Source organism: Psychrobacillus sp. PGGUH221, from assembly GCF_042055255.1.
Taxonomy (GTDB): domain Bacteria; phylum Bacillota; class Bacilli; order Bacillales_A; family Planococcaceae; genus Psychrobacillus.
This window is the reverse complement of sequence record NZ_JAQMHQ010000006.1, coordinates 15,052-33,357: the sequence shown is the minus strand read 5'-3', so window position 1 is coordinate 33,357 and position 18,306 is coordinate 15,052. Positions and strand designations below refer to the sequence as shown.

The 18,306-nt window shown below is 31.5% G+C and carries 26 protein-coding genes; 24 read left to right on the top strand and 2 right to left on the bottom strand.

Annotated features, from left to right (window positions below; all coding sequences use genetic code 11):
• Window positions 1–66: 66 nt before the first annotated feature.
• From PGC35_RS11055 to PGC35_RS10960, 20 genes are all read left to right on the top strand, one after another.
• Window positions 67–480 carry a hypothetical protein gene (locus tag PGC35_RS11055; RefSeq protein WP_375219216.1) on the top strand — a complete coding sequence of 138 codons (414 nt, stop codon included), beginning with the start codon at window positions 67–69 and terminating at the stop codon, window positions 478–480.
• A gap of 78 nt (window positions 481–558) precedes the next feature.
• A complete protein-coding gene (locus PGC35_RS11050; RefSeq protein ID WP_375219383.1) occupies window positions 559–1,074 on the top strand; it encodes a shikimate kinase in 516 nt (171 codons plus the stop codon).
• A gap of 185 nt (window positions 1,075–1,259) precedes the next feature.
• On the top strand, window positions 1,260–1,568 hold the full coding sequence (locus PGC35_RS11045) for a putative quinol monooxygenase (protein ID WP_275785836.1): 309 nt from the start codon (window positions 1,260–1,262) through the stop codon (window positions 1,566–1,568).
• Window positions 1,569–1,679: 111 nt separating this feature from the next.
• Complete coding sequence (locus tag PGC35_RS11040; protein ID WP_375219215.1) at window positions 1,680–2,264, top strand: YjdJ family protein; 585 nt, start codon at window positions 1,680–1,682, stop codon at window positions 2,262–2,264.
• A 145-nt stretch (window positions 2,265–2,409) separates the two neighbouring features.
• Window positions 2,410–2,907, top strand: coding sequence for a GNAT family N-acetyltransferase (locus tag PGC35_RS11035; protein WP_375219214.1), 498 nt, complete (start codon window positions 2,410–2,412; stop codon window positions 2,905–2,907).
• Window positions 2,908–3,012: 105 nt separating this feature from the next.
• The gene (locus tag PGC35_RS11030) at window positions 3,013–3,579 is read left to right on the top strand and encodes an AAA family ATPase (RefSeq protein WP_275785844.1); all 567 of its coding nucleotides are present in this window, start codon (window positions 3,013–3,015) and stop codon (window positions 3,577–3,579) included.
• A gap of 61 nt (window positions 3,580–3,640) precedes the next feature.
• Window positions 3,641–4,216, top strand: a complete 576-nt coding sequence (locus PGC35_RS11025) for an NUDIX hydrolase N-terminal domain-containing protein (RefSeq protein ID WP_375219213.1) — start codon at window positions 3,641–3,643, stop codon at window positions 4,214–4,216.
• Between the two features lie 75 nt (window positions 4,217–4,291).
• Window positions 4,292–4,729, top strand: coding sequence for a GNAT family N-acetyltransferase (locus tag PGC35_RS11020; protein WP_275785850.1), 438 nt, complete (start codon window positions 4,292–4,294; stop codon window positions 4,727–4,729).
• 151 nt (window positions 4,730–4,880) lie between these two features.
• Entirely contained in the window at window positions 4,881–5,123 is a 243-nt protein-coding gene (locus tag PGC35_RS11015; protein WP_231687558.1) for a hypothetical protein, read from the top strand.
• A 139-nt stretch (window positions 5,124–5,262) separates the two neighbouring features.
• The gene (locus PGC35_RS11010) at window positions 5,263–5,616 is read left to right on the top strand and encodes a VOC family protein (RefSeq protein WP_375219212.1); all 354 of its coding nucleotides are present in this window, start codon (window positions 5,263–5,265) and stop codon (window positions 5,614–5,616) included.
• A gap of 252 nt (window positions 5,617–5,868) precedes the next feature.
• Window positions 5,869–6,744: a phosphotransferase family protein gene (locus PGC35_RS11005; RefSeq protein ID WP_375219211.1), complete on the top strand. Its 876-nt coding sequence runs from the start codon at window positions 5,869–5,871 to the stop codon at window positions 6,742–6,744.
• A 62-nt stretch (window positions 6,745–6,806) separates the two neighbouring features.
• Window positions 6,807–7,163 carry a cupin domain-containing protein gene (locus tag PGC35_RS11000; RefSeq protein WP_375219210.1) on the top strand — a complete coding sequence of 119 codons (357 nt, stop codon included), beginning with the start codon at window positions 6,807–6,809 and terminating at the stop codon, window positions 7,161–7,163.
• Window positions 7,164–7,346: 183 nt separating this feature from the next.
• Complete coding sequence (locus tag PGC35_RS10995) at window positions 7,347–7,877, top strand: D-glycero-alpha-D-manno-heptose-1,7-bisphosphate 7-phosphatase (RefSeq protein WP_375219209.1); 531 nt, start codon at window positions 7,347–7,349, stop codon at window positions 7,875–7,877.
• 234 nt (window positions 7,878–8,111) lie between these two features.
• Complete coding sequence (locus PGC35_RS10990) at window positions 8,112–8,927, top strand: class I SAM-dependent methyltransferase (protein ID WP_375219208.1); 816 nt, start codon at window positions 8,112–8,114, stop codon at window positions 8,925–8,927.
• A 144-nt stretch (window positions 8,928–9,071) separates the two neighbouring features.
• Window positions 9,072–9,440, top strand: a complete 369-nt coding sequence (locus PGC35_RS10985) for a hypothetical protein (protein WP_375219207.1) — start codon at window positions 9,072–9,074, stop codon at window positions 9,438–9,440.
• Between the two features lie 91 nt (window positions 9,441–9,531).
• Entirely contained in the window at window positions 9,532–10,374 is an 843-nt protein-coding gene (locus tag PGC35_RS10980) for a hypothetical protein (RefSeq protein WP_375219206.1), read from the top strand.
• 57 nt (window positions 10,375–10,431) lie between these two features.
• Window positions 10,432–10,938, top strand: a complete 507-nt coding sequence (locus PGC35_RS10975) for a GNAT family N-acetyltransferase (RefSeq protein ID WP_375219205.1) — start codon at window positions 10,432–10,434, stop codon at window positions 10,936–10,938.
• Between the two features lie 150 nt (window positions 10,939–11,088).
• Window positions 11,089–11,484, top strand: a complete 396-nt coding sequence (locus PGC35_RS10970; RefSeq protein WP_375219204.1) for a VOC family protein — start codon at window positions 11,089–11,091, stop codon at window positions 11,482–11,484.
• Window positions 11,485–11,517: 33 nt separating this feature from the next.
• The gene (locus PGC35_RS10965) at window positions 11,518–12,531 is read left to right on the top strand and encodes a serine hydrolase domain-containing protein (RefSeq protein ID WP_375219203.1); all 1,014 of its coding nucleotides are present in this window, start codon (window positions 11,518–11,520) and stop codon (window positions 12,529–12,531) included.
• 44 nt (window positions 12,532–12,575) lie between these two features.
• Window positions 12,576–13,043 (top strand): SAM-dependent methyltransferase, encoded by a 468-nt coding sequence (locus tag PGC35_RS10960; RefSeq protein WP_375219202.1) that lies wholly within the window; start codon window positions 12,576–12,578, stop codon window positions 13,041–13,043.
• 189 nt (window positions 13,044–13,232) lie between these two features.
• Here the strand turns inward: PGC35_RS10960 and PGC35_RS10955 are convergent, their stop codons facing one another.
• Entirely contained in the window at window positions 13,233–13,991 is a 759-nt protein-coding gene (locus tag PGC35_RS10955; RefSeq protein WP_375219201.1) for a PAS domain S-box protein, read from the bottom strand.
• 407 nt (window positions 13,992–14,398) lie between these two features.
• On the opposite strand from PGC35_RS10955, the gene PGC35_RS10950 reads away from it, so the two are divergent.
• Window positions 14,399–15,262 carry a DUF2785 domain-containing protein gene (locus tag PGC35_RS10950; RefSeq protein ID WP_375219200.1) on the top strand — a complete coding sequence of 288 codons (864 nt, stop codon included), beginning with the start codon at window positions 14,399–14,401 and terminating at the stop codon, window positions 15,260–15,262.
• A 70-nt stretch (window positions 15,263–15,332) separates the two neighbouring features.
• On the opposite strand, the gene PGC35_RS10945 is transcribed toward PGC35_RS10950, so the two are convergent.
• Entirely contained in the window at window positions 15,333–15,845 is a 513-nt protein-coding gene (locus tag PGC35_RS10945; RefSeq protein ID WP_375219199.1) for a GNAT family N-acetyltransferase, read from the bottom strand.
• Window positions 15,846–15,967: 122 nt separating this feature from the next.
• Here PGC35_RS10945 and PGC35_RS10940 point away from each other — a divergent pair, with 122 nt between their 5' ends.
• From PGC35_RS10940 to PGC35_RS10930, 3 genes are read left to right on the top strand one after another with little or no spacing between them, the layout of a single operon-like run.
• On the top strand, window positions 15,968–16,618 hold the full coding sequence (locus PGC35_RS10940) for a hypothetical protein (protein ID WP_375219198.1): 651 nt from the start codon (window positions 15,968–15,970) through the stop codon (window positions 16,616–16,618).
• Between the two features lie 24 nt (window positions 16,619–16,642).
• Entirely contained in the window at window positions 16,643–17,596 is a 954-nt protein-coding gene (locus tag PGC35_RS10935; protein WP_053589037.1) for a bile acid:sodium symporter family protein, read from the top strand.
• 59 nt (window positions 17,597–17,655) lie between these two features.
• Window positions 17,656–18,279: an FMN-binding negative transcriptional regulator gene (locus PGC35_RS10930; protein ID WP_375219197.1), complete on the top strand. Its 624-nt coding sequence runs from the start codon at window positions 17,656–17,658 to the stop codon at window positions 18,277–18,279.
• Window positions 18,280–18,306: the final 27 nt, after the last annotated feature.

Genomic DNA, 18,306 nt, shown 5'->3' with positions numbered 1-18,306 from the left:
ATTGAATTCTAACAAAGGACATTAAGGATTTAAATCGTTATGATGGGAGTTAAACGGTGGAAAATTATGAGAAATAAGAAAACATTATGTATTACCGTTGTAACGTTACTACTTCTAGTTATTGTTACAAGTTTACAATTATCAAAAACTATTAAAATTAAAGAATTATTAACAGAAGAATTCTTTTATGATGATACAAATATTATTGTCGAAGGTATAAATGGTGTTAACTTTGAAGAAATCAATCTTCCAAATAATAAGAAGAAAGAGTTAATTTCGCTGTTTGAAAATGCAGAAATGAATGAGGCTAAAGAACGGTATTCGCCTTTGGATGCAGAATATAAAATATATTCTAAAGTGGACCAAATTTATATATTTGTTGAAGAAAACGTAATTGTATTCCCTAAAAAAAATATTAAGTCTTATAAAGTTATAAATAATGATAGTTTTGTAGAAGAAATAGAAGAAATATTACAATAGAATTTATTTCATTATTGTTTGGAGGAATGTATTTTGAAAAAGTTTGTTTTTATATTTGGGCCACAAGCAGTTGGAAAAATGACTGTCGGGCAAGAACTTGCAAAGGTAACAGGCTTAAAGTTATTCCATAACCACATGACTATTGATTTACTAGAGCCATTATTCGGATTTAGTCCAGAAATGTGGAGATTAACACATTTATTTCGGAAGGAAATATTTAATGCATTTTCTAAAAGTAATAATGATGGAATGATTTTTACTAAGGTATGGTATTTCGATCAAAAAGAGGATTGGAACGATATAGAAAATATGTGTCAAACAGTATCTAAACATGGTGCAGATATTTATTTCGTTGAATTAGAAGCCAACGTAGAAGAGAGGTTAAAGCGAAATAAGACACCCCATAAACTTGAATATAAACCAACTAAAAGAAATATTGAACAATCGGAACAACATTTAATTAGTACCTTAGAAAGTAATAGATTGAATTCTAAAAAGGGTGAAATTGAAAAGGAGAATTATATAAGAATAGATAATACATACTTGAGTGCAGAAGAGGTGGCTCAAATAATTAAGAAAGAGTTTAAATTATAGTTTATATGTTCAACTTTTTTCTTGTTTATTAACGGTGTAGATTACAACCTTATATAGGATCTTTTCAAAATAAAAAGGATTATATAATAATGGAATAAGTTTTAATTTTTATGTATGGGAATCATAGGAATATAGGACTTCGGTGTAGAAGTTATTAACAGGTAATCAAAATTAAGGAGGAGAATATGAGTAAATTTAGTTTGTTTGGCAAGTTTCTAGTACAAGAAGGTGAACTTGACAAAATGGTAGATATTTTGCTGGAAGCGGCAGAATCAATGAAGAAATTAGATGAGTGCGAGATATATCTTGTAAATACTTCTGAAAACGAACCAAATTCTGTTTATGTTTATGAAGTGTGGAGCAATGAAAATGCCCATAAAGCGTCTCTTCAACTGGAATCTACACAAACATTAATAAAGCGTGCAAAACCAATCATTACTGGAGTTGAGAGAATCAACGCCCTAAAAACAAGGGGCGGGAAGGGTATTTCATAAAATTCTTTTTGGACAAATGTGTTGTATTGTAATAGATGTTGGGTTGCTTAGGCAACTCTTTTTTAATGGAACAGATTAGTTGAAGGAAATTTGAATATTTAGATGGATTTAATGTTACAATTAATGAAAAATAATCCATTTATTTTAAGAGTTATATCAGTAATATTATGTATTGATCAGTATGAATTATCAGAACGAGAGAGGACTATAGGAGGTGGAAAAATGTCTTTTAGAATTATTGTTCAATTATTTGTTGCTCTAATGGTTTTTATAATATCTATTCTTGTTGCGTGGTATGAGGGAAGCCAAATAAGAAATGTTTCTTGGGAGTGGAAATATACTACTATTTTTTCTGAAATGCTAAACGGTCCAGTGAAACAAGCAAGTGATATTTTAACTATTGATTATTTCGTATATGCCGCTAAATTTTTCCCTGCTTTCCCATTGCTTATGTTACTTAGTGGAACTTACCTTTTAATTCTTATAGGTTATTCTTTACTCAAACAAAACAATAAGAAGTTTTCGTATTTCCTAACATGTATTGGGGTTTTGTTCTTGACATTAGGTGGTTTAGTTTCAAATTCTCCAACATACGGCTTAAAATTATTTTTCTACAGTTTTATATTTATTGGGATATCATCAATTGGGATATCGTTGTTAAGACTTTCTAAGAATAAGACTAAAGAAATTTATTAACTCGAATTTCTGCATAAACTATTCTGTATTTAAACGTGTTACATAGTGACGAGCAATTAGTATGTAAATTAGTTGAAGAAGGTTTTTACAAAAGAATGAAGAACTAAATAATAAGTGTTGTTTAGATGAATTTAGGAGTTGAGCTATGTTAATCAGAGATATGAACTTATCAGATATCGATAGAGTCAGATCTATTGCATTTGCTACTTGGAGAAAAACGTATATTGGGTTTATTCCAGAACCTATTCAGGATAAAGTTTTAAAGGACGCTTACTCTAATGAGGAGATGGATAATCGTTTTAAATCCTCTCTAAATTTGATTGCTGAAAATAATGAGGGGATAATGGGATATGCTTTTTTCAAAGGAGCTTTGTCAGACAAAGACGTGTTCTTAGAGTCTTTGTATGTTCACCCTAACCATCAAGGAAAAGGGGTTGGAAAACATTTATTGAGAACTCGACTTTCAAGATTCAAAGATACGAATTCTTTATCTTTAACTGTGTACAAAGGAAATCCTAATATTTCATTTTACGAAAGAGAAGGCTTCAAGGTGATTAAAGAGATCGAAGGCGCATTTTATGGACATCCAGTAATTTTTACATTGATGAAAAAGAATCTGGTCAAATTGGATAATAACGTTTGATACATTTTAATTATCTTTAGCACTTTCAAAATTATTTTCGCTGTCTCAACTAGTAATGCAGCAATTTGTTGTTAATCCAAGAATTATCAGAATGGAGTTAAGTTCATGAAAAGGTTAGTAATTATGACAGTCGGTATAACCCATAGTGGTAAAACTACGTTCGCAAAAGCATTAGAAAAAGAGCTGCATAACTCAGTTGTGATTGACCAGGATAACCACGCGGAGTTCCTACACACTTATTACGAATCATTACTACCAAAACAAGGTCCAAATGTGATCAAGTATGCACTCACTCAAACTATTGTTAATTATGTAGTTAATGAGACTAATTGCCATCTTATTCTTTGTAACTCCAATCGCAATCGGAAAAATCGCTTGAAACTACTTGAACATTATCACAAACAAGGATTTATTTCTATCCTTGTGAATTTTGAAATTCCAGAACATGTTGTTAAAGAACGTGTTGCTATTAGTCAGCGAACTACAACTATTTTAAGAACAGCTTCAACTTTTGAAGAAGTGCTTATTCGACAGCAAAATGAGTCTAATAAAAGCGATGTTATACCTCCAAACAAAGGCGAAGCGGGCCATTTATTTTTGATCAAAAGCGAGAATGATTTTCCGTACATAATTAAAAAAATTATTAGTATTGCCCATACTAATAATACATAGGAACAAATTAGTAAAATAATGAATTTTAATTGAAGGTGAGGCTATGTAATTGGAGAATAGATTGTCATTATTAGAAAACGTACGTTCAATTGCACAACTCGGCTTACATTATGCAGTGAACCCATATGATATAGAAAGATACGAAAAATTGCTTTTATTAGCTAGTAAAGAGTACTCGGAAATCACTGAAGTTAAGGAAAGCATAATTATTGAAAAGTTTAAGAAAGAGCTTGGACATGTAACACCAAAAGTCGGGGTGAATGGAGTTATTTTTTCTTCAGATGGAAAAATGCTTTTAGAACATCGAGCTGATGATGGAACGTGGGGAATTATCGGTGGATGGTGTGAAACAGGAGAAAGTCCCGAAGAATCTTTAAAAAGAGAGTTTTTAGAAGAAACTGGTCTAGTAATTAAGGTGAATGATCTCATTGATATATTTACAAGAAAGCCTGGAGATTTTGGCCAGCCACACACTTCCTATCATCCTCTATATGCTTGCGAAATAAAGGACGGAGAATTAAGAACTTCATTTGAGAGTTTGGAAATCGGATTTTATAGTATCGATGAAGTAGAAAAATGGCATGGTGAACACTTTGATATGGCTAAAAGAGCTTATCGATATATGAATATGCACTAGGTTTTGAACAAGTTTGGCGATTAGGAGATTATTCACTTAAAGTGCAAGTAATTTCATGGGAGGTTCGTATATTTAATGACAATTGAAGTTAGAGAGGTACTACCAACAGATTATATAGATTTAGTAGAGTTGATGAGCGAATTAGGTTATCCTACAACATTAGTAGATTTAACTGAACGGTTTGAGACTATACAAAAACATGAAGATTATCAGTCATTGGTAGCTGTAAAAGATAATGAAATAATTGGTTTTGCAGGTTTAAGTAAGGCCTTCACTTTTGAATTTTCGGGTTTATACGTACGATTACTTGCGTTTGTTGTAAGTTCAAAACAACGTAAGCAAGGAGTTGGTACAAAGCTACTAAAAGCTTGTGAAGAATGGGCACTTCAGCAAGGAGCAGTAGCAATAACTTTAAATAGTGGTAATCGAGAAGAGCGTCAAACTGCGCATCTTTTTTATAAAAGTAATGGATATGATGGCAAAAGTACAGGATTCTTAAAAAAATTTAACTGATGTACTGGAAGATGAATAAAATTAGGATGTTCGCTATTCCTTTATTAAAATTCTTAAAACAATAATCACACCAGGTGTCATCTTCAATTATTTTTTTACATAGTATTGATCAAATAAAGGATACTAAAATAAAGGAGTGATAATTTTGGCAGTGTGTCCTTTATGTAACGGATTAAAACGGTTAGAAATATATTGCCCAAAATGTAGTTCTCAATTAGACGACTCTGGCAAGGTTTCCGATTTTTTAGATCCTTATGGTCACTATAATGATGAAGAAACAGTGAAAATGGGTGATGGCTATCCTAATACAGCTAAAGATCAAATTTGCCCTCATTTAATGGTCTGTAATAATTGCAATTATGATGTTGTTAAGTTCATACAAGAAGAGAGCTAAGTTAATATCGATAATACAAAAAATAATTATTAGCAGGTATTTTGAAGTATATGTAGAAATAACAGTATACCAGTTATATGTATTTTAATTATGAAATGTTTAACGATGTTAAGGACAACTGTATTATGGAGGTGTTATATTGAATAGCCCAATTTTAAATCAGATTGGAATAGTGTTTATCCCTGTTCGTAATATTGAAAAAGCTAGGGATTGGTATTGCGATATATTAGGTTTGCCAGCTGACGGAGAAATACAATTTGGACATTTGTTTGTTATTCCGATGAATGGGACTGGCATTGTATTGGATAGTAAGATTTATTCGGAGGAAAATATTTTTAAAACTCCTTCCTTCCATTTCAATACAAATGATATCGAGGAAGCATATATGTTTATGGAAAGTAAAAATGTTGATTTAATAACTCCAATTGAACATAATCATTATTTCAATTTTAAAGACCCTGATGGTAATCAATTGATGATATGTAAGTGTTAGAGTGTGATTGAACATATATATTCTCATAAAGTGATTTTAAAGATTTCAAATAATCATTAGTGAAAGAATATAGGTTAAAAAAGTTTCAATAATTTCGTGTGAACACAACGCCCATTTGGGTGTTTTTTTTTAAAAATTAAAGGATTAATGGATTTGATAGGGAAATAAAATAATATGATGATATATACTAATAGAACCATTTTATGTATAATTGGTAAATTATAGATTATAGTTATTCTAAGGAGACCCTAGGTGGAGAATATACAAAAGGTAATTAAACAATTCAAACTTCCTATATTGTCGATTGATACCGTTCCAGAGTCATTTAGTTCAGAAGTTTATAAAATTCAATTAATAAACAAAAAGAATGTATACATAAAGATTCCATATAGCAAAGACAAACTTTTTCGTGAGTATAAAATGTTAATTAAGCTAAAAAATTATATGTCGGTACCAACAGTTCTAGACTATTGGGAGGGGGATGAAACAGTAACAGGTGCATTGTTGTTAGAGGAAATTATCGGTGTCCCCTGTTTAGGGAGAATAGATTTCCAGTTAGCTTTCCAAATTGGAGTGAATCATGCAATGCTTCATGCTTTATCAATGCCTGTATATGGTGCAGAAACCGAGAATGGATTTAAACCATTAGAAAATAACGATTGGAGAAATTTCATTCAACAGACTTTTATTAAGTTCGAAACACATACAAGGCTTGAACTATCTAATGATTTATACGAAAAATCAATCCGACATTTTGAACTCATTTTTCCTACACTACCTGCTCCTGATGGTCCTTGTATTATTCATATGGATTTTCGTCCAGGTAATATATTAATACATGACAATAAAGTTAGTGGAATTATAGATTTTGAGAGTGCTCGAGTTGGGTCTACAGAAATTGATTTTGCAAAGATAAATCGTGATGTTTGGAGTAAATATGAAGGAACTAGAGATGCTTATATCTCTGGATATGAGTCGATTCGACCAATTTTGGATTTAGATAGTATACTTTCTTTTTATTCTTTTTATGATGCCTTTAACTCTATTGGCTGGTGCCGTTTACGGGGAGTAGACAAGCACCAAGCATTTCTTAACGAGAATATAGAGATTTTAAGAAAGATTTTGTAGGAGAAAACGAATCTTTTGGAAGGTGCAGTTAAAATTGGATTATTCAAATTAGGGGGTAACACATGGAGTTTTATACTTTCAATAAAAATAGAGGGAAAAAGATTCCGAATTTCAATTCGGATTTTATCATGTCTCGTATTATCCACATACAAAAGGAAGCTCAAATAGGTTGTATGTATTTAGAAAAAAACGGAATTATTGGCTATCATCAGGCAACTGTACCTCAGCTTTTGTTAATTTTGAATGGAGAAGGATATGTACGGAATGGTGATGATAAATATTTTAAAGTTCTACCTGGTGATGCTGTATTTTGGGAGAAAGATGAATGGCATGAAACTAAATCAGATACTGGATTGACAGCGATAGTAATAGAAAGTGAAGAATTAAACCCGGCGTTGTTTATGTCTTTAAAATTATAGGTCTAATGAGATGAATCCTTCAATATGTAGATGAAGTAAAATAACCTTAAATGAAAATAAGCAGATTTCTATTTAAATAAAATACTATCCAAATACCCTACTAAATTTGCAGTTTATTTTCTGACAACAAGGGCAAACTATTTTTAAAAAAATTTAAACTACAATACATTAGGGGGAACAAAAATGAAGAAGGCAGTCTTTTTGGATCGTGATGGAGTAATAAATGAAGTGCTGAGTGATCGAGTTAAATTTGTGAATAAACCACATGAGTTGTATTTCTTACCGGGTGTTCCAGAAGCAATTAAAAAATTGAATACTTTCTTTGATTTTGTTTTTGTTGTAACAAATCAAGGGGGTGTTGGTTTAGGATTAATGAAAGAAGCTCAGCTCAATAAAATACATGAACATATGGTTGCTGAACTAAAGAAGGAAGGTGCAACAATTCATGATGTTGCTTATTGTCCTCATAAACCAAAAGCAGGTTGTGCTTGCAGAAAACCAAATAGCAAATTAATTGTAGATTTGGGTAAAAAATATGATATTGAATTATCCGAATCCTATATGGTAGGAGATACTGATACAGACATCATTGCAGGGAAGAAGGCCGGAACAAAAGGAGTTTTTCTAGGAAAGAGTGATCCACTTGCAGATGCCGTTTTCCCTGACCTAATTAGTGCTGTGGATTGGATTATTGAGGATGCAACAGCTGAATAATGTGCGATTAGTTATATTGAAGTTCTTATAACTTTTTTAAATAAAGAGGTGAAAAATAGTGAAAAATAAATTATTCCATGTAGAAATAATCGTGTTTTCATTATTTTTCATCATTGGTTGTTCAATGAACGATGATGTTAAAAATACTAGAAGAAATAAGTAGGAACATCCATGCTTTTATAGAAGTATGTAAAGGTTTTTTCGAACATAAAATAATAGAATGTAGGTGTGGGAATGAGTAATATCATTAATTATTATAATAAGTTTGATGAATGGGGACGTTTAGAAAGAGAACCGATTGAATTCCAAGTTAATTTGCATTATATAAAAAAATATCTGCCTCCAACAGGGAACGTGTTAGATAATGGTGCTGGACCAGGAAAATATTCTATTAAACTTGCTCAAGACGGTTATAGAGTAACCTTAACAGATTTAACGCCGAAACTTGTTGAAATTGCTAGAAATAAAGTACAGGCACTTAATTTGGAAAAACACTTTAATGGTTTTTTTACTGCAGATGCTAGAGAACTTAAAATGATTAATGATGAAGAGTTTGACGCATCATTAATGCTTGGCCCTATGTATCATATACAAGATGAAACTGAACGTATCAAAGCAGTTAGAGAGTTACATAGAGTTACTAAAAATAATGGTATTGTTTTTGTTGCGTTTATGCCAAGAATCAGGCATATATTGACTTCACTATTATATCCTGAACATTGGAAACCAAATGATAACATAGATGAGATTCAACAATTTTCACAAACAGGTTGTTTTAATCATCAAGATGAAGGACGCTTTACTGGTGCTTATTATTTTAATATAGATGAAATCAAACCGTTTATGGAAGCACAAGGATTTGAAAGTATAGAATTGATAGGTTCTAATATAGGTGCAATATTAAATAATGATAATTGGAATTATTGGAGAAACAAAGGGGAACCAGAACTTGAAAAACTCCTGAAATTACTTATTGAAAAAGCAGACGATCCATACATCCTTGGAATTTCTTCTCACTTACTTTATATTGGAAGAAAAAAAGGGTATTAATATTACTGTTAGACATTTAGATCACCATAGAGGTCAATTACATAATTAGTTGAAAATGCCTGGCATAACAGTTTTAACAGAAACGTTATTTTATAAAATTGAAAGTAATAGTTGACATAAAATTATTGCAAGGAGAGTGAGATCATGGTGTTTTTGATTATATTATTATATTTCATTATCATTGTATTTCTTATAATCAAAAATTCTATAAAAATTTCTACAGCTTTGCTGCCATTATTATTCTTTTCCATATTGTCCAATGTTGCTTTGTCTCAAAATTATACACAGAGTTTATTATTGGAAGCTAATGATGGAATCGGCGTATCCAATTTTTTATCTAGTATTATATTACCAGACGATTATTGGTCTCAAGAATTGTTCCATTCTAGTTATGAACTTACAACAAATTTATCGTTAGTACTATTGATTGTTTACATTCTTACAATAGTTGTTGAAAGTATTTTTCTATTAAAGAGAAAAACAAATTTAGCTTCCGACTCGAAATCCAATTAAAATAAAACCCTTCATTATAATTGTTTCTGTTGTGTCTTTTAAGATATTTGTTTCGCTTAGTACAAATAAATGATATTAGGAGTAATATAGTATGAGAATTATTGATACAGTCCCATATTTTTTATATAACTTTAAATCCTCTATCGATTTTTTAAGAACTTACTATAGTGTATATCCAGATGTATTTAAAGAATATTTCACTTATCACTGTAAAGACACAGAAGAGCGACATATGGAATCTCTTAAAAAGTATCCAAAATATATAGAACGTATAAAAGAAGTTCATCATAATATTTTACCTGTTATAGAAGAAACAAAAGAAGAGTACTTTAAGTTATTTCAAATTTCATTTCCTATTGATGTTAATTTGATTGTAGGTGGATTTGGATCAAATGCATATACGCATAGACAGTTTATACCGGACATAACTTTTTCTTTAGAGAAATTGTCTCCAAAAACGGAGCATTTGAGAACGATTGTTGCGCATGAGTTTGGTCATGCAGCACAGAATATCATGTCTGAAGAAGCAGGAATAGATTGGACAAAAATTCAGTGGAAAAATCCCCTTACATGGTTGAATCAGGAAGGTGCGGCCACACACTTTTCTCGTCGTACAGCGATAAATCTAAATTCTTCCATTTATTTTTCATATAACGATGAAGGAGAAGACTGGTTAGCATTTTCAACAAGAAATAGAAAAGAAATAAAAAGAGCATTCTCTGAGGATTATTCCAATTTGACTGATGAATTATTATTTAAAAAGTGGTTTTCAATAAATGGGGAAAATCGGTTTGGTTATAGCAGATTAGGATACTTTGTTGGAGATATGTTCTTTCAACATCAAATTGAAAATCTAGGCGAAATAAATGCTGTGATTGCATGGAAGGAAAAAGGTTTTGAAGAAAGTGTAAAACAATGGTTATTTCAAAATTAATATATAGAAACATTTCATAATTATTTACGAGACACATATGTTAGGTGGAAATAAATTATGATATTCAGTAACGAAATACTTATCAGAAAAATGAACCAGGATGACTTTGAATTAATGGTTAAATGGCTAAATGACCCAAAGGTTTTGGCATTCTACGAAGAGTCTCCTACTAACTACGATAAAGTGGTAAATAAATATGGACCTAGAGTGGAGGGAAAACACTATGTAAATCCTTGTATGATAGAATATAAAAATGAAACAATTGGATATATACAGTTCTATCCAATACAAGAAAATGAATTAATAAAATATGGCTATCCACAAAATCAAAATATTTATGGTATTGACCAATTTATTGGAGAAACTCAGTTATGGGGAAAAGGAATAGGTACATCCATGATTTCTATGATGGTAAATTATTTGAGCATCCATAAAAGTGTATCACGAATTTTGTTGGAAGTGAAAAATACTAATGTCAGAGCAATCTCAAGCTATGAGAAGTGCGGTTTTAAAAAAATGAAAGAACTTCAAAATGATATAACTTTAATGGAATGGATGAAATAAGCGTTAATCTTTGCAAGAGTTGGTGATCAAATAATTGATCTCCAACTCTTTTTCCTTATTGTGCTACTAGATAAAGTTAGTTCGACAAGAAGGAGTATTATCCCAACTTCTAGAATACAAAGTAGTATGGCTATTCAAGGAGGGATAAAAATGATTTTTGAGGTTACTTTTCAAGTTCGTGTTTCTGATATTAAGGAAGGTCATAAGTGGTATGAAGTAGTATTAAACAAAAAACCAGATTTACAACCACATTCTGGTTTTGTTGAATGGGAAATTCTACCTGGTTGTTGGTTGCAAGTTGCTGAAGGAATCCCATCAAAAGCTAGTGGACCTTTACGTTTGGGTGTCACTAATATAATTGCTGAAAGAGAGAGACTTGTTAAGGAGTTAGGAATTGATCGCTTTGAGATACATTCTAGAGAAGAGGTATTTGCCAAATGGGGAACTTTCACAGACCCATGGGGGAATCAACTAGGGTTCTTTGAGTATCTGGATAAAAAAGAAGAAAAAGAGCGTATTAAGCAGATTGTGGAAGGTTCATTTTAAGCATTACATTTAATAGAAAGTAGGTTTTAATAGTTGAAAATAAAAAAAGAGTTGAACGTTGTTTTTAATTCAGTTGTAATGCATGTAAAAAAAACTTCTGAAGAAGTTGACTGCTCTGGCGCGAGTGTACTTATTATACATAAAGATAAAATTGTAGCGGAGGAATACTGGGGAAAACATTCAAAGGCAAGTGGTGCGAGGCCAATTCAAGAAGATTCGCAATTTCATGTTGCATCAGTTCGTAAAAGTTATATTGGTTTTGCTGCTTCCTACGCGATACATAATGGTTACATTAAATCCATTGATGATGAAGTGAATAAATATTTACCAGTACCGAATATGGACCTGTACAATAAAACAACTATAAGACATTTGCTAACACATACACATGGGTTGAATTTACAAGATAGCAATATAGTTAGAGAGTTTCCGCCAGGGCAAAGTTGGGCTTATCGAGATATTGGTGTTGATTTGTTAACACAAATTATCAAACTGACAACTGGTAAAACAATAGTTGAGATTCTTTATGAGGAGGTCTTTAATCCTTTAGACTTTCAGGAAACAGGTTGGCATGATGACTCCAATACAAAATTAGTGGAGGTTATAAGAAAATCGAATGATTCTCTATGGTCAAACGACAGGGGTAGAGATGGTGATAAGAAAAATATGTATGTTTCCACGAGAGAGCTTGCGTATTGGGGCTATATCCATTTAAAGCAAGGTTTGATTAATGGTAAGCAAGTTGTTTCAAAAGATATTATTAATAGTTCTACTAGCCTTCAGAGTCCTAACTTAATGAATAAGGATCTGCCCCAAAACGGTTTTTTATGGTTTGTTAAAGAACTCCCAGCTAAAAAATCTGAGATAGGTGAACTTGTGCCGAAAGAATCATTTCAAATTTTGGGTTATACCAATGTTGCAGTACTCGTTATACCTAAAAGAGATATTGTCGTAGTTCGAATGTTTAATAGTTATGGTTCCACTCATAACTATGATTATTTAGTAAATATTCGAGAATTTGGTGATACAGTCATGAAATGTTTTTAAATCAATAACATTGTTTAAAGTTGGTTTATAAGGAGAGATAATTTATGCAATATACAATTGAACCAATTGCATTTGTTAATAATAATAGATTAGATATAGAGGATGATAACTGGGGATCAATCATTTCTACAATTGAGATCACTGAAAATATGACTGAATCTTCTTTGGCTGGTATTAATGAATTCTCTCACTTAGAAATCATATTTTATTTTGATAAGGTTTCTGATGATAAAATTCAATATGAAGCAAGGCATCCTAGAAACAATAAAGAGTACCCAAAAGTTGGAATTTTTGCGCAAAGAGGTAAAAATAGACCCAATAAGTTAGGGATAACAATTGTAGAACTTGTAGAACTTAAACACAGAAAATTGATTGTTAAGGGATTAGATGCAATTAACGGCACCCCAATTATTGATATTAAGCCTGTAATGAAAGAGTTTCTACCAAAAGGTGAAGTAAAGCAGCCAGAATGGTCCGTCTCATTAATGGATAAATATTGGATCAAATCGTAGAAAAATGGTTTTCTTTAACTAAGAAGAGGAGGGTAACTTCCGAATGGGAGTAAGCCTTTTATATTATTAATAATGATGGAAATAATTGGTGACCAACATATATCATTTATTTAATAAAAAATTAAAGGACCTTTTTCGGTCCATATAATTTAATATGTAAAATTTATTTCATTTATCATGGTTGTGTTTTTATTTTTGATATATGCCTAAAGAAACTAATGCATCTTTAACACTGGACATTGTCGGTATTGTTTCTATTTTATAATCTAACTGTATCGCAGCTAGTGCTAATGAAGGTCTTAACCCCGTGATAATAGAACGCACACCAAGTAATGATAATACGCTATTTAACTTAAAGAGATAATCTGTAACAAGGCTGTCTAAATTGTAGATTCCAGAAAAGTCGATGATTAAACATTCAATACTTTGGTTTTTAACCTTTAAAGGTACATTTTCCAAAATCTGTATTGCTCTGTCTTCATCAATTGATCCAACTAAAGGAAGTATAGCTATCCCATTTAGAATAGGAACAACTGTAGCAGAAAGATCATTAATTTCCTTTATAATTTCTTTTTGTTTTGTTTCTGATTCTTTTCTACCCGTAATATCTTTTACATATGTTTGAATGGCTTTTGTATCCCCTATTTGAACAGGGTGACAATACAATTCAACATCTACTGTTGTGCCATCCATACGAAAAATTGTTTCCTCTATAACCTTAGCTGGTTGTTGATATGCGGATAGGATTCTTTTTTCTATTGCTACTTTGGATGTTTCTTGGAATATATCTAAAGGACTTGCACCAATAATATTTTCTTTGGGTGCTCCAAAAAACTTTTCTGCCATGTGATTAACATCAATTATCCGAAGGTTTGTATGGATTATTAATGGATCAAGTGAATATTCCATTATTTCACGGTAGTCAATATGTGATATTTCTTCATTCAATCTACTCACTCCCTTGAAACTTATGGTTATTATAAAAACAAGTTATTAGACAATTGCTATTGCATAAATTGATTTCTCGTGCAACTCAATATAACTTTAACAGTTTTCAGCGAGATTCGCATGAGAAACTATTTTTGAAAAAATTTTTAACCTATAAAAAATACTCTATTTAGTTTAACTCTATAAGAGCAAAGTAAGGGAATTTCATTATTGTATTTGCTCATGTTGATATAATACAACACTGGTTTGAAGATGCAAGCATATATACACGTTAGAGAAGATGGCTGCTATGATAGAATAAATAGCCGTTTTTGGACCATATCAAGCTTTAGAAATTATGTGAAATTAAATCGTTATTTTTTATGTATTAACAAAGGTAAAATTAATTTAAAAAAGGGATGAGAAAAATGGAAAAGGTTGAATCAAATTTTATAAATACAGCTCCGATGAATGCAAATGACCTAAAAATAATTTTAGAGGAAGTAAGAAGTGGGGGAAGGAATTGGGATGATGAGGATAAAGCTTTTCTCGTCAAATCAATGGTTGAACATATTGGCTCTACAGATAGTCGCCTTAGAGATCAATTGATATACACCTCTTTTTATCAACTAATAATAGAGAAAAATCTAATTGAGCATGATTTATTAAAGGAAGTCTTAGATTTTTGTTTAAATGAACGTTTGTTTAAAGGAATCGGAGAAACTGGTACCGATACAGTTTTTACAAGATCATTTACTACTCTATTAATCGCACTAATATTATACAGAGATAACGAAGATAACTTTCTTACACAAGAGATGATTACTACTGTTAAAGATCAGTTAGTTGAATATATAAGCTTGGAAAAAGATGTAAGGGGATTTGTATCAGGTAAAGGGTGGGCTCATAGTATTGCGCATGTTGCCGATGCTTTTGATGAATTAATAAAAAACAATCATATAGATAAAGAATTATATAAAGAAATTTTAATGCCATTATGGAAAAAGATATTTGTGTCAGATAGTGTTTATGTCCACGATGAAGACGAGAGATTGCTAATACCAATTTTGGAAATGCTCAATAACGGGTTGGAACTTGGAGTAATTGAAAATTTATTACAAAGAATACCTGATGAACTTTTGATACTAAAAAAGGAGCTAGATGAGGAAAATTATTGGTTTTTAGTAGCTAACTGTAAGGTATTTTTAAAAAGTTTTTACATAGAGGTAAAGAAAAATACAAGTTTACTACCTCTTCAAACTACTATTGAAAACTGCCTAACTGAAATTTAGGCATCCCAATAGTGTTAGTAAGGAAGAAAAGGCATCTAAATGCCTTTTCTTATATGTGATTTCTATTCTTCTATTCTTCTACTGGGTTTTTGGGGCCACTAAGATCTAATTGATAAAAAGCTAAGTCAAGCCATCTATTGAATTTAAAACCTGCTTTTTTTATAGTACCAGAGTGTACGAACCCGAAATTTTTATGCATCGCGATACTTTTTTCATTTGTTGCATCTATTCCAGCAATTAATGTACGGTACTCTCTTTCATCAGCAATCGCTATTAATTCTTTCATTAAAGAAGTTGCGATTCCTTTTTTTCTAAATTCTTTATTTACATAGATAGAGTGTTCAATGGAGTATTTGTATGCTGGCCATGCTCTAAATGGTCCGAAAGTTGCAAAACCTGCTACCCTGTTATCTTGTTCAAATACTAATATCGGATACCCTTCGTTCATTTTTTGTTGGTACCATTGTTGCCTATTTTCGAGCGTTTGAGGTTCGTATGTATACACTGCAGTCGTATTTAAAATCGCATCATTATATATTTCTAAAATATCCTGTAAATCTTTCTCTTGAATAGGTCTTATCATTATTAATTCCTCCTAATGTATCTAATGCAGTAAATAACACACCTTGACTGGACGAGTTAGCGAATGTTGGAATTCCTTTTCATATACAGGATTAAAATATTAAGGATATGAAAGGAATAAAAATGGAAAAAATTAATCTAATTAAGCAATATAATATCGTTACACCAAATTATAGTTTAGATGATAAAGAAATCTCATTTGACATATACATAAGTCCTAACCAACAGGTCTGTATAATAGCTAAACTAGATAATAACTATATATGTTGGTGTTCTATAACTGCTATTAATGATTATGATACCAATTCTTCTATATTTCAATATATATTGAATCTTAATGTAAAAACCATATCAAACGAGTTTAGTGCATTAGGGGAAAAATATAACGAAGTTAAAAACTGGCATCACCTGATTTTTAGTAAGAGAGCTTATCAAAATGAAAACCGTTTTTTTTCGCCAGTAAATTCTTGTTTCTTTATGGATGGAAAGTTTTTTGCAAGTGAGATTAATACATTTTACAAGCAAGAGAGATCAAAGTGTGACTACAGATTAATCGACGATACTTATGTATCTATTTTAGAAAAATATAAAACTATTTTATATAAAGCAAATCAACATTATAGTTATTATCAGGAGGTCAAACCAATTATTAAGATATTAGAAGATGAAAGTTATTTAAAACTTTCTCAAGTATTCGAAATTAGACAATTGTATTTGGAATGTATCCAAAAATCTAATGATTTATATAACCGCTATATGACAGAAATTCGATAAAAAATATGGAAAGAAGGCAGTTCGATGTTGGAAAGTTTGAATAAGCGCCTCCAGACATTGATGCCTATATTAACACCGCTTAGCTTGATTATCGGTGTATGGCTCGATGATCTGGGGGGGCATTTATTATTTTTAGTTCCTTGGTTGTTTGCATTTATGACTTTTGCGGGTAGTTTGAGCTTAAACTTTAAAGGGTTGCAGAGCTTTACAAAGTATCCATATGTCATTTTATTAACGATTGCATTTTTACATATTGTCATGCCCATTTGCGCATATCTTGTGGCAACTTTGCTATTTGATGATCATTTACTGACGATTGGTTTCATCTTGTCCGTTGCTGTACCAACAGGGGTGACTAGTTTTATTTGGGTGTCGGTTTGTCGAGGAAATCTAGCACTGTGCCTATCAATTATTTTAATCAATACACTCATGTCACCGATCGTCATGCCATTTTTACTACATCTAGTTATTGGACAAACAATTGAAATGGATACAGCCGCTCTTATGCTTGATTTATTATGGATGATTGTATTGCCATCCATAGTAGGAATGTTATTAAATGAATTGACGAAAGGCAGTATTGAGAAGACACTAGGAAAAAAACTTGCGCCGTTTTCGAAAATGAGCTTGTTTTTTATAGTGCTGATTAACAGTGGCGTTATTGCACCGTATATTAAAAGTATTACATGGGAGCTTGTTAGTGTTATTGTCATTGTATTTATTCTCGCATTTTTTGGATACGTAATGTGTTTCCTGTTAGGGCATTTTCTTTGGAAAGATGTTGATATTGTAACGACAATTGTGTTTACAGGTGGAATGCGCAATATTTCGATGGGAGTGGTTGTGGCAAGTGCCTACTTCCCTCCGAAGGTTGTGCTGCCAGTTGTCTTCGGCATGCTATTTCAACAAGTACTGGCATCTTTTTTTAGCCGAGTTATAGAATTATATAGAGCTAAATTTGCTCAAGCTTCTGTTTAGTTTAAGTAAGTATTTTAGTAAAAATGATAACAATAAAAAATAGCGTTAGGAGAAATCTGATGTATATTCCTAAATACTTTAAAGTCACAAATATAGATGAAATTAAAGAATTTGTCCAAATGAACTCATTTGGAACGATTGTAACTACTAAACAAGGTAAACCTATTGCTACGCACTTGCCCTTAGAATTGCATAAAAATGGAGACGATTACTATATAACCGGACACATGGCGTATGGAAATCCACAATGGAGAACCCTCGATACGAACGAAGATGTACTTGTTATGTATCAAGGACCGCATGCATATATCTCTTCCTCTTGGTACACACATAAAAATGTTCCAACATGGAATTATCAAGCAGTTCACATATATGGAGAAGCTAGCGTTTTGAATGAAGAAGAGCTAAAAGAAGACCTTGCTTCACTGCTTCATAAATACGAAAAGTATCGGAAGGATCCAGTTTTGTGGGAGAAGCTTTCTCCTCAGTTAATAAATCAAGAACTAAAAGGGATTGTTGGATTTAAAATAAAAGTAAAAGAGATCCAAGCAGCCTATAAATTAAGTCAGAATCGTAATGAGGAAGATTATCTTAACATCGTTGATCAACTTTCGGTTGAAGAAAATCTGACTTCTCAACAAATGGCAGAAGTGATGAAAAAGAGAGTGGAAAACCATCAGTAGTAATAATAATATCTGATTAATAAAAAG

Bases quoted from the DNA above. Each gene is read 5' to 3' on its own strand.
- PGC35_RS11055 (WP_375219216.1), top strand. From the start codon at position 67: ATGAGAAATAAGAAAACATTATGTATTACCGTTGTAACGTTACTACTT.
- PGC35_RS11050 (WP_375219383.1), top strand. From the start codon at position 559: ATGACTGTCGGGCAAGAACTTGCAAAGGTAACAGGCTTAAAGTTATTC.
- PGC35_RS11045 (WP_275785836.1), top strand. From the start codon at position 1,260: ATGAGTAAATTTAGTTTGTTTGGCAAGTTTCTAGTACAAGAAGGTGAA.
- PGC35_RS11040 (WP_375219215.1), top strand. From the start codon at position 1,680: ATGTTACAATTAATGAAAAATAATCCATTTATTTTAAGAGTTATATCA.
- PGC35_RS11035 (WP_375219214.1), top strand. From the start codon at position 2,410: ATGTTAATCAGAGATATGAACTTATCAGATATCGATAGAGTCAGATCT.
- PGC35_RS11030 (WP_275785844.1), top strand. From the start codon at position 3,013: ATGAAAAGGTTAGTAATTATGACAGTCGGTATAACCCATAGTGGTAAA.
- PGC35_RS11020 (WP_275785850.1), top strand. From the start codon at position 4,292: ATGACAATTGAAGTTAGAGAGGTACTACCAACAGATTATATAGATTTA.
- PGC35_RS11000 (WP_375219210.1), top strand. From the start codon at position 6,807: ATGGAGTTTTATACTTTCAATAAAAATAGAGGGAAAAAGATTCCGAAT.
- PGC35_RS10995 (WP_375219209.1), top strand. From the start codon at position 7,347: ATGAAGAAGGCAGTCTTTTTGGATCGTGATGGAGTAATAAATGAAGTG.
- PGC35_RS10990 (WP_375219208.1), top strand. From the start codon at position 8,112: ATGAGTAATATCATTAATTATTATAATAAGTTTGATGAATGGGGACGT.
- PGC35_RS10985 (WP_375219207.1), top strand. From the start codon at position 9,072: ATGGTGTTTTTGATTATATTATTATATTTCATTATCATTGTATTTCTT.
- PGC35_RS10980 (WP_375219206.1), top strand. From the start codon at position 9,532: ATGAGAATTATTGATACAGTCCCATATTTTTTATATAACTTTAAATCC.
- PGC35_RS10975 (WP_375219205.1), top strand. From the start codon at position 10,432: ATGATATTCAGTAACGAAATACTTATCAGAAAAATGAACCAGGATGAC.
- PGC35_RS10970 (WP_375219204.1), top strand. From the start codon at position 11,089: ATGATTTTTGAGGTTACTTTTCAAGTTCGTGTTTCTGATATTAAGGAA.
- PGC35_RS10960 (WP_375219202.1), top strand. From the start codon at position 12,576: ATGCAATATACAATTGAACCAATTGCATTTGTTAATAATAATAGATTA.
- PGC35_RS10950 (WP_375219200.1), top strand. From the start codon at position 14,399: ATGGAAAAGGTTGAATCAAATTTTATAAATACAGCTCCGATGAATGCA.
- PGC35_RS10945 (WP_375219199.1), bottom strand. From the start codon at position 15,845: ATGATAAGACCTATTCAAGAGAAAGATTTACAGGATATTTTAGAAATA.
- PGC35_RS10940 (WP_375219198.1), top strand. From the start codon at position 15,968: ATGGAAAAAATTAATCTAATTAAGCAATATAATATCGTTACACCAAAT.
- PGC35_RS10935 (WP_053589037.1), top strand. From the start codon at position 16,643: ATGTTGGAAAGTTTGAATAAGCGCCTCCAGACATTGATGCCTATATTA.
- PGC35_RS10930 (WP_375219197.1), top strand. From the start codon at position 17,656: ATGTATATTCCTAAATACTTTAAAGTCACAAATATAGATGAAATTAAA.